This window comes from Pantoea sp. K16 (assembly GCF_048452805.1).
GTDB lineage: Bacteria > Pseudomonadota > Gammaproteobacteria > Enterobacterales > Enterobacteriaceae > Pantoea > Pantoea agglomerans.
Genome location: NZ_JBLWNV010000002.1, coordinates 282,422 through 298,172, shown reverse-complemented (window position 1 = coordinate 298,172; position 15,751 = coordinate 282,422). Strand labels below are relative to the sequence as shown.

Below are 15,751 nucleotides of genomic sequence, written 5' to 3'. Positions count from 1 at the left end.
CGTGTGAATATATATTCAAGCGGAGAAAAATAATGACTCGTCCTCTGATCAAACTGACCCTGCTCGCATCGATGCTCGCCTTTTCAGCGACCGCGCTGGCGGCAGAGCAAGGCCTGCTGGCGATTATCACCCCATCCCATGACAACCCGTTCTTTAAAGCCGAGGCGGAAGGGGCCTTAGCGAAAGCCAAAGAGCTGGGTTACGCCACGCTGGTGGCGTCGCACGATGATGACGTAAACAAGCAAAACCAGCTGATTGAGACCGCGATTGCGCGCAAAGCCAAAGCGATCATTCTTGATAACGCTGGTGCCGACGCCACCGTCGGGCCGGTGCAGAAAGCCAAAGATGCCGGGATCCCGACCTTCCTGATTGACCGGGAGATCAACAAAACCGGCATCGCGGTAGCGCAGATCGTCTCTAACAACTATCAGGGGGCGCAGCTGGGCGCGGAGAAATTTGCGAAATTGCTGGGCGGCAAAGGGGACTATGTTGAACTGCTGGGCAAAGAGTCTGACACCAACGCGGGCGTGCGGTCGCAGGGCTATCACGATGTGCTGGATGACTACAGCGACATGAAAATGGTGGCTCAGCAGAGCGCCAACTGGAGCCAGACCGAAGCCTTCAGCCGCATGGAAACCCTGCTGCAGAAACACCCCAACATCGTGGGCGTCATCTCCGGTAACGACACCATGGCGCTGGGTGCCGAAGCCGCGCTGAAAGCCGCCGGGAAAACATCGGTGATCGTGGTGGGCTTTGATGGCAGCGACTACACCCGGGATTCGATCCTCAACAAAGGCAATATTAAAGCGACGGTGCTGCAGCCGGGCTGGGATCAGGCGCAGATGGCGGTCACGCAGGCGGATTACTACCTGAAGAACGGCAAAGCGCAGAAACAGGAGAAGCAGCTGATGGACTGCGTGCTGATTGACGACAGCAACGCCGCTAAGTTGAAAAACTTCAACCTGGCGAAATAACCATGAAACGGATGCTGGCGGTATTGACCGGTATGGCGCTACTCAGCGCCTGCACCGTGGTGGATCTGGATGCGGACGGTAAGCCGATCCTGCCGAAGGATCCGCACGCGAAACCCAGCTATACCACCCAGACACCGCAGCAGATTGCGGAAGAGACCTGGCAGCCGCGCGTGATGACCACCGCGAACAGCCATGCGCTGAGCTGGGCCGACATGGAGGCGAAAAGTCAGACGGTCAAACCCGGCGGGCGCGAAAGCGTCTTCGTGCGAGCCGGGGGGACAGCCAGCGCCTTTGATGAGAGTAACCCGCGTGAACGCACGCTGACGCTGATGATTAACGGCAAGCCGGTGGCGGTCAGTGTCGGGCCGGTGCTGCGCAGTAACGCTATCCGGGATGCCGCCGGTTTCCGTTTCGAAGAGTTTACCAATCAGGTGCAGTACGCCCAGCTGACGCGGGCGCTGAACCGTCACGCGGTGAAGCAACTGCCACCGCTGGATGCCAGCTGGGTCAACCAGCCGGTGCAGGCGCTGCTGGCCGTAACCATCGGGCAGAACAGCGTTGAAGATGTGGTAGCGGTTGAGCTGAAGCGGGGGACGCCCTGATGGACGATGAGATCATTCTGCGGGCCGAACAGATATCGATGCTGTTTCCCGGCACGCTGGCGCTGGATCGCGTCGACTATCGGGTCTGGCGCGGCAAAGTTAACGTCATCATCGGTGAGAATGGGGCGGGAAAATCGACCCTGATGAAAATTCTGGCCGGGGTACAGCAGCCCACGGCCGGTTCGCTGTTCCTGAATGGCGAGCCGCTGACGCTGAGCAGCACCCGTGACGCCGCCCGGCACGGCATCGGCATGGTGCACCAGGAGCTGAATCTGTTTGAGAACCTGACGGTGGCTGAAAACCTGTTTCTGGGCCGGGAGATCCAGCGCGGCTTGGCCCCGATCAACGAGGCAGAGCAGGCTCGCCGCACCGCCGCGCTGATGGCGCGCCTCGATCAGCCGATTTCACCCCATGAGCGGGTCGGTAATCTCAAAGTGGGTCAGCAGCAGCTGGTCGAGATTGCCAAAGCGCTGGCGGAAGATGCGGACATCCTGATCCTCGACGAGCCGACCTCGGCGCTGAGCAAAACCGAAGTGGAGATCCTGTTCCGGGTGATCCGCGACCTGACGCAGCAGGGCGTTACCGTGATTTACATCTCCCACCGGCTGGAAGAGCTGATGGCAATTGGCGACGTGATCACCATTCTGCGCGACGGGCGCTTTCAGGCCGAAGCGCCGGTCAGCAGCATCGATGTGCCGTGGATCGTGCGTGAGATGCTGGGCAGTGAACCGGTCACCACCTTCCTGCCGGAAGCGCGTGAGTTTGGCGCGCCGGTGCTGGAGGCGCAGCACATTACCTGCGTCAGCCCCAATGGCAATACCCTGGTGGATGACGTCAGTTTTCAGGTGCGGGCCGGGGAAATTGTCGGGATTTACGGGCTGATGGGCGCAGGCCGCACCGAGCTGTTTGAGTGTCTGCTTGGCAGTCAGCGTCACTATCTGGGCAAGCTGTGGCTCGACAGCAAACCGCTGCCGACCCGTCTGCCCACCGCTGACCGTATCCGCATGGGCATGAGTCTGGTGCCGGAAGATCGCAAACGCGCCGGGATTTTCCCGGTGTCATCGGTCGCCAGTAATCTCACCATCGCCAGCCTGTGGCGGCGTCTGTCGCATCGCTTTGCCATTGCCCATCAGGCGGAGCAGCAGGCGGTAAGCCAGACGGTGGGCAACCTGGCGATCAAAATCTCCTCGCCGGACGTGGCCATCAGCGCGCTGAGTGGTGGCAATCAGCAGAAAGTAGTGATTGGCCGCGCGCTGCTGACCAATCCGCGTCTGCTGTTGCTGGATGAGCCGAGTCGCGGCATTGATGTCGGTGCAAAAGCAGAGGTATTTCGCATGATGGTGGCGCTGTCGCAGCAGGGCATTGCAGTTCTCTTCTCCACCTCGGACCTGAAAGAGATTATGGCGGTAGCCGATCGCATCCTGGTGATGTCGGGCGGCAAACTTACGGCTGATCTTCCCCGCGACCAGGCGGAAGAGGCAGCGCTGGTGAAAGCAAGTGCGCAGGGGTTCTGAGCATGAAAAGCAATGACAGCGTCGCGCTGACCACACTTCCGGCTAAGGCGTTCAGTTCACGTGAAAGCATTCTGCTGCTGCTTCTGAAGCTGCGCACTTTTATTGCGCTGATTCTGATCGTCGGCTTCTTCGCCATCACCGTGCCGGACTTTCTCGCCACCGGCAGCCTGGTGATCATGGTGAAACATATCGCCATCAACGCCTTTCTGGCGCTGGGCATCACCTTTGTCATTATCACGGCGGGAATTGACCTGTCGATTGGGGCGACGCTGGGACTGTGCGGCATGATCGCCGGCTGGCTGATTACCAAAGGCATTGTGCTGCCGATGTTTGGCATCGCCATCTTCCCCAGCGTCTGGGTGATAGTGCCGGTGGTGCTGCTGATCGGCGCGCTGATTGGCGCGGGCAACGGCTGGATCATTACCCGCTACAACGTGGCCCCCTTTATCTGCACCCTCGGCACCATGTACATCCTGCGCGGCGCGGCGATGCTTACCTCCGGCGGCGAGACCTTTCCCGGTCTGCAGGGGAATCCGCTGCTGGGCAACACCGGTTTCGATCGGATTGGTGCCGGAACCTTTCTCGGGCTGCCTTACGCCATCTGGATGATGGTGGTGCTGGCGCTGGTGATCGCCTACATCGCCCGTCGCCTGCCGTTTGGCCGTCAGGTCTATGCCATCGGCGACAATGAACGTGCCGCTGAACTGTCGGGTGTGAAAACCCGGCAGGTAAAAATTCTGGTCTACACCCTGTCGGGATTCTGCGCGGCGATTGCTGGCATCGTGGTCTCATCGCAACTGGTCGCCAGCCATCCGGCTAACGGCACCGCATTTGAGATGAATGCCATTGCTGCCGTGGTGCTGGGTGGCACGTCACTGGCGGGCGGACGCGGCACCATCCTCGGCACGCTGATTGGTGCGTTCGTTATTGGCTTTCTGGCGGATGGCCTGATCATGATGGGTGTCAGTGAATTCTGGCAGATGGTGATCAAAGGCATCGTGATTATCATTGCGGTGATCATCGACCAGACCCAGAGCCGGATGCAGCAGAAGGCGGCCGTGGTGGCTCAGAAAGCGTTAATCGAGGAGGGGACACCGGCAAAACCCTGACGGGGAAGTGCGTGAAACCTGAAAGGAGGTGCCGCTGAGTGATTCCTGGCAGCGGACGGCCTGCCCGGTTTAACGGGCAGAATAGCGAACAAAGGGCGGTTCAGTTTATTAGCCCCTTTTTTCAGGCACAAAATTTTTTAACCGACGTGAATATATATTCATAACCGATTTAAAATTCAGAGGTAGTGTATGAATCCTTTCAATCTTCCGGTCGATGACCTTGAGCGCCGGGCGCGGGCAATCCGCCGCCGCATCATCCAGCTTAACGCGGGCAGCCCGGCAGGCGGTCATACCGGCGCTGACCTGTCACAGGTAGAGATCCTCACTGCGCTCTACTTCCGCATTCTGAACTGCGCCCCGGATCGCACAGACGACGATCAGCGTGACATCTATATCCAGTCCAAAGGGCATGCGGTGGGGGGTTATTACTGCGTGCTGGCGGAAGCGGGCTACTTCCCGACCGACTGGCTGGCAACCTACCAGCATGCCGACTCGCATCTGCCCGGCCATCCGGTACGGCAGAAAACGCCGGGTGTTGAGCTGAATACTGGCGCGCTGGGTCACGGCCTGCCGGTGGCGGTGGGCATCGCTATCGCGGCGAAAAAAGATAACAGCCCGCGCCGCATCTTTGTGGTGACCGGCGATGGTGAACTGGCTGAAGGCAGCAACTGGGAGGCGGCGCTGGTGGCGGCGCATTACGGCCTCGACAACCTGATCATCATCAATGACAAAAACAAGCTGCAACTGGCGGGCGCGACCCGCGACATCATGAACACCGATCCGCTGCCGGAAAAATGGCGCGCCTTCGGGCTGGAGGTCACCGAATGCAACGGCAATGATATGGCGGCGGTGGTCGACACCATTGAAAACCTGCCGAAGAACGGCAAACCGCAGGTGATTGTGGCGCATACCGAGAAGGGATTTGGCGTCTCATTTATCCAGAGCAAGGCGGAATGGCATCACCGGGTGCCGAAAGGCGAAGAGATCGCACTGGCACTGGAGGAACTGAAAGATGAGTAATGCACAACATTTAGCAAGCGTCATGGTCACGGCCTTTATCGACGCGGTGAATCGCGGTGTGGATCTGGTGCCGGTGGTAGCGGACTCCACGTCGACGGCCAAAATCGCCCCCTTTATCAAGGCCTTCCCCGACCGGCTGATTAACGTCGGCATCGCTGAGCAGACGCTGGTGGGCACGGCGGCCGGTCTGGCGCTGGGCGGCAAGGTCGCGGTGACCTGTAACGCTGCGCCGTTTCTGGTGTCACGCGCCAATGAGCAGGTAAAAGTCGACGTCTGCTACAACAACACCAACGTCAAACTGTTCGGGCTGAATGCCGGGACCAGCTATGGCCCGTTAGCCAGCACGCATCACAGCATTGATGACATCGCGGTGATGCGCGGTTTCGGCAACATCGAGATCTATGCGCCGTCCTGCCCGCTGGAGTGCCGTCAGATCATCGATTACGCCCTTGAGCATGTCGGGCCGGTCTATATCCGTCTGGATGGCAAAGATCTGCCGCAGCTGCATGAGGAAAGCTACCAGTTCAGGCCGGGCGCGATCGACCTGCTGCGTGAAGGCAGCGACATCGCACTGGTGGCGATGGGCTCAACGGTTCACGAGGTGGTTCACGCTGCTGAGCAACTGGCTGAGCAGGGCATTTCAGCCGGTGTGATCGCGGTTCCATCGATTCGACCTTGTGATACCCAACAGCTGCGCAACCTGTTAAATCACTACCCAGCGGTGATTACCGTAGAAGAGCATAACGTTAATGGCGGTGTCGGCAGCCTGGTGGCCGAAGTGCTGGCGGAAGGCGGCTGCGGCATCCCGCTGTTGCGGCTCGGCATTGCTGATGGGGAATATGCAATTGCCGGCGATCGCGCCTCTACCCGCGCCCATCATGGCATTGATGCCAGTAGCGTGGTGAACAGTGCAGCGCGCATCTGCGCAGGAGCATAAACATGGTGGGACCCCTGATTCTGGCGATCGACGAAGGCACTACCAATGCTAAAGCGATTGCGGTTGATCGCGATGGCCGCGTGGTGGCACGCGGCAGCCAGAGCTTAACCCTGCAACACCCGCAGCCGGGACTGGCTGAGCAGGACCCTGTGGCGATCTGGCAGGCGGTAAAAGAGGCCATTACCCATTGCCTGGCAGCCTGTGGTGGCGCGCCTGTCGCGGCAGTGGCGATCAGTAATCAGCGCGAGTCGGTACTGATCTGGCAGCGGCGTGACGGCAAGCCGCTGACGCCGCTGGTGAGCTGGCAGGATCGACGATCCGAGTCACTCTGTCGCGACCTGCGTCAGGCGGGCAAAGCACCTCGCATCACCGGTTTGACCGGCCTGGCCGTTGACCCGATGTTTCCGGCCGCCAAGCTGACCGGGATGCTGGCCTCCATTCCTGACGGCGTGGCGCGGGCGGCGGCGGGTGAGCTCTGTATCGGCACGGTCGACAGCTGGCTCAGCTGGCAGCTCAGCGCGGGCGAGGTATTTATTACCGATCATGCTAACGCCTCCCGTACTCAACTCTACAGCCTGCATCTTAATGACTGGGACGACGAGCTGCTGACGCTGTTTCAACTGCCGCGCGCCGCGCTGCCGCGCATCACCGCCTCAGCCAGTGAACAGGGCGTGGTCGCGGTGAGTGATATTCCCGGCTTAGCGCCAGGCACGCCGATTCTGGCGCGCATCGGCGACTCTCATGCCGCCTTACAGGCGCAGCGGCGCGGCGAGTCTGAAGTGGTGAAAGCCACCTACGGCACCGGATCTTCACTGATGATGTCCATGGCGACGCCGCTGCTGACGGAAAATGGCCTCAGCACCACCGTAGCCTGGCACGACGGCACGCTGCGTTATGCCTTTGAAGGCAACATTACCCACACCGGTTCCGGTGCCGCCTGGCTGGGCAGAATGCTCGGCGTGCAGGAGCCGCGCGAGCTCACCGCGATGGCGCAGCGCTGCGACGATAATCAGGGCATCTATTTTGTCCCGGCGCTCTCTGGCCTGGGCGCGCCCTGGTGGGATCTGCAGGCGCGCGGCATGGTGTGCGGACTGACGGATGCCGCCACACCCGCCGTGCTGGCGCGGGTGGCGCTGGAGTCGATCGTCTGGCAAATCGCCGACGTCTTTTTTGCCATGGAGCAGGCCAGCGGCCAGCAGCTTCCGGCGCTCTGTGTGGATGGCAGCGCCACCGAAAATAGCTGGCTGATGCAGTTACAGGCGGATGTGTTACAGCGGCCGTTGCAGCGGGTGCCTACCGCCGAGGTCTCCGCGCTGGGCGCGGCACTGCTGGCAGGCAAAGTGCTGGGATGGTGGCAGCAGGGCAGTGATATGCAGGCGCTGCAGGGCGGCAGCGTCATCATGCCGCGTGAAGAGCACGCGCAGCGTATGCAGGAAAACTATAAAGGCTGGATTGACGCCGTTGCACGCTGTCGTTATCAGCCACATTAATCCTTATCCGGAGCAGAGCCATGTCAACACTTCCTCAGCAGTTAACCTTCGGCGTCATTATTGGCAACCGGGGTTTTTTTCCCAGCTATCTGGTGGGCGAGGCGCGCCAGCAGGCGGTCGCGCTGTTTGAAAAGATGAACATTAATACGGTGATGCTGGATGAGAACCAGACCAATCTGGGCGGCGTCGAGACGCGTCAGGAGGCGAAAACCTGCGCCGCGCTGTTTCGCCAGCACCGCGAAGCGATTCACGGCATTGTGGTGTTGCTGCCAAACTTTGGTGATGAAAAAGCCATCGCGGAAGCGCTGCGTCTCGCCGGGCTGAATGTGCCGGTGCTGGTGCAGGCCGAAGAGGACAATCTGGATAAAATGGGGCTGGCGACCCGCCGCGACAGCTTCTGCGGCAAAATTTCGCTCTGCAACAACCTGCGGCAATATGGCATCCCGTTTACGCTGACCCGCCAGCACGTCTGCGCACTGAGCGGCGACGTGTTTATGCAGGATCTGCAGCGGTTCAGCCAGCTCTGTCGGGTGGTGAATGCTATGCGCCGGGTACGCGTCGGGGCAATTGGTGCCCGGCCCGCCGGATTCAACACCGTGCGCTACAGCGAAAAGCTGCTGGAGAAGATGGGCATCGCGGTGGAGACCCTGGATTTATCGGAGATCTTTACCCGCACCAACCGGCTGCGCGATGACGATATCCGCGTGGCAGAGAAGCGTGAAATCCTGGAGGCCAACGCCGATGCGCGGGGTATTCCGGGTGAAAAACTGGTGACCATGGCCAAACTGTTTGTGGTGATCAGCGAGTGGATCAGCGACAACGATATCGATACCACCGCCATCCAGTGCTGGACGTCGTTGCAGGAGAACTTGGGCATTAACGTCTGCTCAATCATGAGCGTGATGTCGGGCCAGCTGATGCCCAGCGCCTGCGAAGTGGATGTGATGGGGGCGCTGTCGATGTATGCGCTCGCCAGTTGCTCGCTGAACCCCGCCTCGCTGGCAGACTGGAACAACAACTTTGGCGACGAGCGGGACAAATGTGTGCTGTTTCACTGTGGTAATTTCGCCAGCGCCAGCCTGGAGTCAGCGACCATGGGCACGGCGGATATCATCGGCACCACCGTGGGCAAAGAGAACACCTGTGGCGCAGTGCATGGCCGCATGAAGCAGGGCGATCTGACCTATTTCCGCCTCTCTACCGACGACTTCAGCGGCGAAATCAAAGCCTATGTGGGAGAGGGAATGTCGGTCACCGATCCGCTGGACACGGTAGGTTGCCGTGCGGTGATCCAGGTGCCGCAGCTGGAGACACTGCTGGCGTGGATCTGCCGTAACGGCTTTGAGCATCATGTGGCAATGAACCACTCTGCCACGGCTGGTGTGCTGCAGGAAGCGTTCAGTGAGTATCTCGGCGTGAGCTGCTACCGGCATCAGTAAGCGGTAAGGCGGAACGGCTGAATGCAGGGGATGAAGCAGCCGGTGCGGTCACGATTCCGCCCGCACCGGCTTGTATGCCCGCCACTTCTGAAAAAGAAAGGCGGGCACTGATTTAGCGCGCCATTCTGCGCACCTCGTCATCGTCATTCTGCACCGCAACCAGATCCACCGGTGGCAGATTGCCGCCGCTGAACTCCACCTGACGAATCGGGAAGGCGAAGCGGATATTTCGCTCTTCCAGTGCTGCCATCAGCTGCAGGTTAATCTCCTGCTGAATATCCATGTACTTGTTGTAATCCGCATCCAGCACAAAATAGACCACTTCGAAGGTCAGTTTTGAATCCTCAAAGGCCAGGAAGTGGGCACGGTCAAAACGGGTGGTCTCAACGCCCTGGATAATCTCTTTCACCAGCGGGCTGATCTCCCGGACCTGCTCTGACGGCGTGGCGTAGCTGATACCAAACTTAAAGACGATGCGGCGCTGCTGCATGCGCTTGTAGTTGTGGATCGTCTGCTGCAACAGAATGGTATTTGAGCAGACAATCTGCTCGCCACTCAGGCTGCGCAGTCGGGTGGTTTTCAGGCCGATATGCTCGATGGAACCGGCAATGTCACCGAAGACAATAAAATCGCCATGCTCAAACGGCTTATCAAAGCCTATCGCCAGTGAAGCAAATACATCGCTCAGTACCGTCTGAATCGCCAGCGCAATCGCGATACCCCCGACCCCGAGACTGGCGACCAGTGCGGTAATGTTGATGCCCATGTTCGACAGAATGGCCAGGAACATCATGATCCAGACCACTACCCGCAGCAGAATCCCCAGGATCACCGTAGTGACCGGGTTGCGCACGTGCAGCGGGTCACGCAGCAGACTTTTCAGCCATAGCCGGATGCCACAGTCGAGCCACAGAGCGAGCTGCACAATCAGCGCCAGGAACCAGCCGTGCGCGATGGTTACACTCCACGACGCGGGCAGATCGACAAACTTCAGGGCAATCAGTAGCGAAAAGATCAGCAGCAGGGTCTGGCTGGTACTGCGCAATATCTCCACCAGAATCGCAGTGGCGCGAACATGACGATGTTCGCTGTAAAGGGCAATCCGGTTGGAGATAAAGCGAATCAGAGTACGTAATATCCAGTAAATCACCAGCGTGGACACCACCACGATGGCGCTGTTTAGCCAGAGTTCCTGATTAAAAAAGAGGGAGTGAAAACGACGTGAAGAGAGCCAGTTTTCCATTGGGGAGGGTCTCCTTGCTGGGTTCCGGTTTAAAAGAAAACAAGCAAGAAGCATAGCCTGGATGCGGCCCACCTGTATGGCGCATCCGTAAAGCGGTTACTGGAATCGGGTCGATTTATCGCGCGCCAGGCGCTCAAGGGCAAAAATAATCTGCTGAAGCTGCCGCTCCTGCGCCGGGTTCAGCGTGGCAAAACGAAAGCTCAGTCGCGGTGTGATGCGGGTTTCATTTTTGCCGGTTACCACGCTGCGCTCGCCAATGCTCAGCAGCTTTACCGGCACGTCAAAATGGCCATACTCGCCCAGCTCGACCCGGAACGGGTTGAAGCTGTCACCGTCCTGCAACCCGTCCGGCAGCGCTTCATCCACCAGCACGCCGATACCGCCCAGCGACAGATCCTGCAGACGCAGGCGCGTTTTCCTGCCATCGGGCCACACGGTATGACACCAGAACTGCGGCTCCAGCGGGGCGCAGACACGGAAAAACTCACGTCGCTGGATCTGCCACAGCAGGTCTGGCAGCGGCGCGCTGAAAGCGGGTAACCCTTCAAACTCCACGATTTCCAGCGCGGCGAGGCTGAATTCCACCTTAGCGCCGTAGGTTTCCGCAGTGATACTGAGATCGTCGCTGGTCAGGGCATAATCGTTATCCAGATTATTACTGCCGAGGTCAAACAGCAGGCGATCTTCATCGGCAGCCAGCATCCGGCTGATAAACTGCCCACGCGGAAAGCGCACCAGTAATGGCGTCTGCAATCGCAGCAGATCTTTCATAACGCCAAGAACCGCCAGCGTGCCACGTTTTAGATATTGTTCCTGGTCGGCTTCTTTCACGTCCTGCTCCACAAGGGGGTTACTTTATTGATGCGGTTTTTTTGCCTCGTCTCGGTTATCGGCGCCGCTAAAAAAAGCTTTAGCATGCCATTCATCAATAATAACTGTGAGCAGGCAGGCATTTTTTGAAAAGCGGGTTATACTTATCGCGGTAAACCGCTTGATTAATCAGGCGTTCACGATTTAATCATAAAAAGGAAGGAGTAACAGATGGGTATTATTTCCTGGATCGTCTTTGGCTTAATCGCAGGTATTCTGGCGAAGTGGATTATGCCGGGTAAAGACGGTGGCGGTTTCATTCTGACTATCGTTCTGGGTATTATCGGTGCAGTAGTGGGTGGCTGGATCAGTACGCTGTTTGGCTTCGGCCGCGTCGATGGGTTTAACTTCGGCAGTTTTGTGGTCGCTGTTATCGGTGCCATCGTGGTGCTGTTTATCTACCGCAAAGTACGCAGTTGACCGTAAAGGTTTAAACGAAAAAGGGGACGAAGCGATTCGTCCCCTTTTTTTATCTCTTATTTTGCAATCAGAAGTCGTAACCGACTGTCGCCATTACACTGCGCTCTGCGCCCCAGTAGCAATAGCCCGTGCCGTAACAGCCTGCTACATAGGTACGATCTGTGAGGTTATTGGCATTGACCTGCACCCATGCACCTTTCAGGCTGTTGTTCCAGACGCCGAGATCGGCCCGCACTGACGCATCAAACAGCGTAACAGACGGCACGCGCGTGGTGTTTTCATTGTCCGCCCACTGTTTGCCGATGTAACGCACGCCCGCACCCGCACTCAGACCGTAATCAAACTGATAGTGACCCCAGAGTGCAGCCATGCTGTTGGGTGTGACATATGGCGTATGTCCGTCATTGCCATCCACCGACTCTTTAAAGCGCAGATGATTCAGCGTATAGCTCGCCACGGTGCTCAGACGCGGGGTTAACTGATTACGCGCTTCCAGCTCGATGCCCTGTGAATGCACTTTGCCTGATGGCGTATAAGTCGCCGTCAGCACGTCGCGGTTCGCCACATCTTTCTGCGTCAGGTCATAGACCGCCACGCTATAGAGATCGCGGGTGCCGACCGGCTGATATTTCACCCCGGCTTCATACTGCTCGGCGGTAGTCGGCTTCAGCAGGTTGTTGTTGGGATCGGTGAGCGCGGTCGGGGTAATCGCCTGGCTCCAGCTGACGTAAGGCGAGATACCGTTGTCGAAGGCATAGAGCAGTGCTGCACGGCCGCTGATGTGATCATCCTGACGACGCTCATTGCCGCTGTTATTGGCGACGATGCGGTCATAACGGCCGGAGAGATCCAGATGCCAGCGATCCAGCTTCATCTCATCCTGCAGATAGAGGCCGGTCTGATAGTAGCGACGGGTTTTATCGGCCCAGGTGTAATCAGGCATGTCGCCAACCTGTTCACCAGTCCGTGCATTAAGCTGGTTGGCAGAGCCGCCAGCGGCAGTGATCTCATTTTTATAACGATGATACTCAGCACCCAGGGTGACGCGGTGCTCCAGTTCTCCGGTGCCGAACTCTGCCTGTAAGCGGTTATCGGTGGACCAGGCCGAGAGCGAAGAGCGCTCGCCAGAGTAATATCGGTTCAGCAGATCGGGATTCACGCTGTCCCAGCCAATCTGATAGACCTGATCGAGATCGACATTCGAGTGGCTGTAGCTGCCGGCCGAGGAGAATGACCAGACGTCGTTAAAGCGATGGGCGAAATCGAAGCTGTAGATCTGCTCGCGACGCTTGAACTGATCGAGATCGCTGTTGCCCTCATAAAAGCCGTTGCTCAGCTTGTAGCCGTTGTGTTCGGTAAGGCTGCCGTCACCCGGTACCGAACCGTGATAGCCGCCCGACGGATCCTTCTGCAGATAGGCTTTCAGGATCAGATGCGTATCTTCATCCGGCTGCCACATCAGCTGCGGCATCAGCGCATATTTCTCTTCGCGGGTGTGATCGTACTGGGTATCGCTGTTGCGGGTTACGCCGGTCAGGCGAAACGCCCACTGATCGTTGATGGCATTGGTGTAGTCAAACATCGTGCCGGTAGTGGCGTTGCTGCCCGCCTGCAACTGGATGTGACCCTCTTCGCTGAACTGAGGACGCTTGGTGACCATGTTCACCAGTCCGCCCGGCACCGTCTGACCATAGAGCGCAGAAGAGGGGCCTTTGATCACGTCGATGCGTTCAAGGAAGGCGTTATCCACCTGCAGGCCGTTGAAACTGCCGCCGTCGCTCATCAGCCGCATGCCGTCGAGGAAGGTGTTATCGACATCGCCGCCATGGAAGCCACGCAGTGCAATAGTGTCGTAACGGGTTGCGGCACCGCCGAAGTTGGTGAAGACGCCGGAACTATAGCCCAGCGCCTGATTCAGGGTCAGCGCGCCCTGATCCTGCATCTGCTGACGGGTAACCACGGAAATCGATTGCGGCGTGGTGATGAGCGGACGATCGCTTTTGGTTGCGCCCTGGCTGGTCGTCGCCAGATAGCCCTGGGTCGGCGAGGTCGAATCTTCCTGCGGTTGCGCGGTTACCACCATATCGGCAGCATAACTCAGAGCAGGCGCGGTCAGCGCCAGGGTGCATAGAGGAACATAACCTTTCAGCGACAATGACAGTTTCATCAAAATTCCTTTCTTGGCAAAGGTTCAGGCAGGTGAATAAAAGCTTTGATAGGCAATCTCATTATCATAATGAGAATTATTACCTTTTGTAAATTGGCTGCAATTTTGCCTGTTGATGAAAGAAGGTCAAGTAAAATTCGCGGAAATGAAGTGGGGATACCCCCGGCAAGGCCAGAGGTATCCAGAGAGGATTAAGGTTGTGAGGCAGACGCCTGCGGAATATCGTGGGCGCTGTTACAGGTTTTATCTTTCGGGCAGTACTTATCCAGCAGTTTCAGCGTGACGCCGTTGGTCCAGCCGAAGCCATCCTGCAGCGGATATTCACCGCCACCGCCGCCGCCGAGATTTTTGCCATCAACGACATATTTCTCCACCAGCTTATGCTCACGGTCATAGGTGTTCTGGACGTTTTGCAGGAAGCGTAATCCCACCTCTTTCGCCAGTTTCGGCTGGTTGTAGTGCTCCAGACCTTCCACGGCAACCCATTGCAGCGGTGCCCAGCCATTGGGTGCATCCCATTGCTGACCGTTGTTCACGGTGGTGGTCACCAGACCGCCAGGTTTCAGCAGCTGTTTTTCTACCGCGCTGGCGGTGCTTTCAGCCTGCTTATCGCTGGCGACCTGCAGATAGAGCGGGAACAGCGCGGCAGCAGTCAGCTGAGGATGGACCTGCTTTTTCTGCCAGTCATAATCGGCGTACCAGTTCTGTTTGCTGTCCCACAGATAGCGGTTGATCGCCGCCTGGCGCTTCTCCGCGCGATCGGCAAACTGCTTCGCCAGATCGCTCTGCTTGTTCATCTGATAGCCTTTCGACAGGGTCTGCTCCAGATGGAACAGCAGGCTGTTGAGGTCAACCGGGGCCAGCTGCGTGGTACGAATTGTCGACAGGTTATGCGCATCGGTAAACCAGCGCGAACTGAAATCCCAGCCCGACGCCGCACCGGAACGCAGCTCACGGTAGAGTTCGGCTTTATTCCTCTGCGGCGCTTTCTGGGCGGTGGCAATGTCATCCATCCAGGATTCTGTACGTGGCACGTCGCGCGCATCCCAGTAGCGGTTGAGCAGGCTGCCGTCCGCCAGCTTAATCACGCGCTTGCTGGCTGCGCCCGCCGCGACTTTATCGCTGTCTGCCATCCAGTAGTCATACTCTTTCTGCAGCTGCGGCAGATAACGGGTATAGGCTTTGCCGTTATCGTGCGTCGCCAGCAGATCGACCATCAGGCTGAAGAACGGCGGCTGTGACCGGCTCAGATAGTAGCTGCGGTTGCCGTTGGGAATGTGGCCATAGCGGTCGAGCAGCGAGGCGAAGTTATCCACCATATCCTGCACTTTATCCCAGTGTCCGCTCTCGGCCAGCCCCAGCATGGTGAAGTAGCTGTCCCAGTAATAGACTTCACGGAAGCGCCCGCCTGGCACCACATAGGGTTTGGGCAACGGCAGCAGCGAGTCATACTGACCGGCGCTGCTGGTGGTACGCGTCAGCACCGGCCACAGGCCATCAATGTGGTCACGCAGGTTTTGTCCGGCTGGTGGCACATATTTGTCACCAGCCGCGGGCAGGGTAAAGTTGGCATCCACAAAGCGCTTAAGATCGAAATTGCGCTGTTTCTTCTGCATCTGCCAGTCGGCAAGAATTGAGGCGGGATCGAATTTCGGCACCGCATCCGCAAAGGTCTTTTGATCGGGATAGAACTTCGCCTGTTGCACGGCATTAAACAGCGGTCCTAAACGAACGTCAGGCGGCTGCGGCTGATTATTCAGCATGCGACTGTTGTCGTCGGCCTGGGCAGTGAAGGCGGGTACGCTCAGCAGCAACGTGAGCAGAAAGGGCGCATAACGCTGACGCCGTGGAGCGGCGTTTACCTCAATTTTTGTCATCGGTTTTTCTCCTTGTCCGAAACGCGGCCGCGCGTAACGCATTGACCACAGGACCAACTTTAGACCTTATCTGACCACTTCACCCTGAA

Annotated in this window: 13 protein-coding genes; 9 read left to right on the top strand and 4 right to left on the bottom strand. The window is 58.2% G+C overall.

Annotated elements, in window-relative coordinates:
• Positions 1-32: 32 nt before the first annotated feature.
• From ACK13D_RS04050 to ACK13D_RS04015, 8 genes are all read left to right on the top strand, one after another.
• Complete coding sequence (locus ACK13D_RS04050; RefSeq protein WP_010246199.1) at positions 33-974, top strand: D-ribose ABC transporter substrate-binding protein; 942 nt, start codon at positions 33-35, stop codon at positions 972-974.
• Positions 975-976: 2 nt separating this feature from the next.
• Complete coding sequence (locus ACK13D_RS04045) at positions 977-1,576, top strand: DUF2291 family protein (RefSeq protein WP_033771476.1); 600 nt, start codon at positions 977-979, stop codon at positions 1,574-1,576.
• The gene (locus tag ACK13D_RS04040; protein ID WP_022625834.1) at positions 1,576-3,090 is read left to right on the top strand and encodes a sugar ABC transporter ATP-binding protein; all 1,515 of its coding nucleotides are present in this window, start codon (positions 1,576-1,578) and stop codon (positions 3,088-3,090) included. Before ACK13D_RS04045 ends, ACK13D_RS04040 begins: the two co-directional genes overlap by 1 nt.
• Before the next feature lie 2 nt (positions 3,091-3,092).
• A complete protein-coding gene (locus ACK13D_RS04035) occupies positions 3,093-4,199 on the top strand; it encodes an ABC transporter permease (protein WP_010246189.1) in 1,107 nt (368 codons plus the stop codon).
• 189 nt (positions 4,200-4,388) lie between these two features.
• Positions 4,389-5,219, top strand: coding sequence for a transketolase (locus tag ACK13D_RS04030; protein ID WP_010246187.1), 831 nt, complete (start codon positions 4,389-4,391; stop codon positions 5,217-5,219).
• A complete protein-coding gene (locus tag ACK13D_RS04025; RefSeq protein ID WP_010669881.1) occupies positions 5,212-6,156 on the top strand; it encodes a transketolase family protein in 945 nt (314 codons plus the stop codon). The genes ACK13D_RS04030 and ACK13D_RS04025 overlap by 8 nt, the downstream gene beginning before the upstream one ends.
• A 2-nt stretch (positions 6,157-6,158) precedes the next feature.
• Positions 6,159-7,646, top strand: coding sequence for an FGGY family carbohydrate kinase (locus ACK13D_RS04020; protein ID WP_418795761.1), 1,488 nt, complete (start codon positions 6,159-6,161; stop codon positions 7,644-7,646).
• Between the two features lie 20 nt (positions 7,647-7,666).
• Positions 7,667-9,085: an L-fucose/L-arabinose isomerase family protein gene (locus ACK13D_RS04015; protein ID WP_061901553.1), complete on the top strand. Its 1,419-nt coding sequence runs from the start codon at positions 7,667-7,669 to the stop codon at positions 9,083-9,085.
• Between the two features lie 112 nt (positions 9,086-9,197).
• On the opposite strand, the gene ACK13D_RS04010 is transcribed toward ACK13D_RS04015, so the two are convergent.
• Positions 9,198-10,328: a mechanosensitive ion channel family protein gene (locus ACK13D_RS04010; RefSeq protein ID WP_031592912.1), complete on the bottom strand. Its 1,131-nt coding sequence runs from the start codon at positions 10,326-10,328 to the stop codon at positions 9,198-9,200.
• Positions 10,329-10,424: 96 nt separating this feature from the next.
• The gene (locus tag ACK13D_RS04005) at positions 10,425-11,159 is read right to left on the bottom strand and encodes a flagellar brake protein (RefSeq protein ID WP_031592913.1); all 735 of its coding nucleotides are present in this window, start codon (positions 11,157-11,159) and stop codon (positions 10,425-10,427) included.
• Positions 11,160-11,369: 210 nt separating this feature from the next.
• Between ACK13D_RS04005 and ACK13D_RS04000 the strand changes: the two genes are divergently transcribed.
• Positions 11,370-11,618, top strand: coding sequence for a GlsB/YeaQ/YmgE family stress response membrane protein (locus ACK13D_RS04000; protein WP_031375306.1), 249 nt, complete (start codon positions 11,370-11,372; stop codon positions 11,616-11,618).
• Between the two features lie 67 nt (positions 11,619-11,685).
• On the opposite strand, the gene ACK13D_RS03995 is transcribed toward ACK13D_RS04000, so the two are convergent.
• Both ACK13D_RS03995 and treA read right to left on the bottom strand, forming a co-directional pair.
• Complete coding sequence (locus ACK13D_RS03995; RefSeq protein WP_418795758.1) at positions 11,686-13,785, bottom strand: TonB-dependent siderophore receptor; 2,100 nt, start codon at positions 13,783-13,785, stop codon at positions 11,686-11,688.
• A gap of 191 nt (positions 13,786-13,976) precedes the next feature.
• Positions 13,977-15,662, bottom strand: coding sequence for an alpha,alpha-trehalase TreA (treA, locus tag ACK13D_RS03990; protein WP_010669886.1), 1,686 nt, complete (start codon positions 15,660-15,662; stop codon positions 13,977-13,979).
• Between the last annotated feature and the right edge of the window lie 89 nt (positions 15,663-15,751).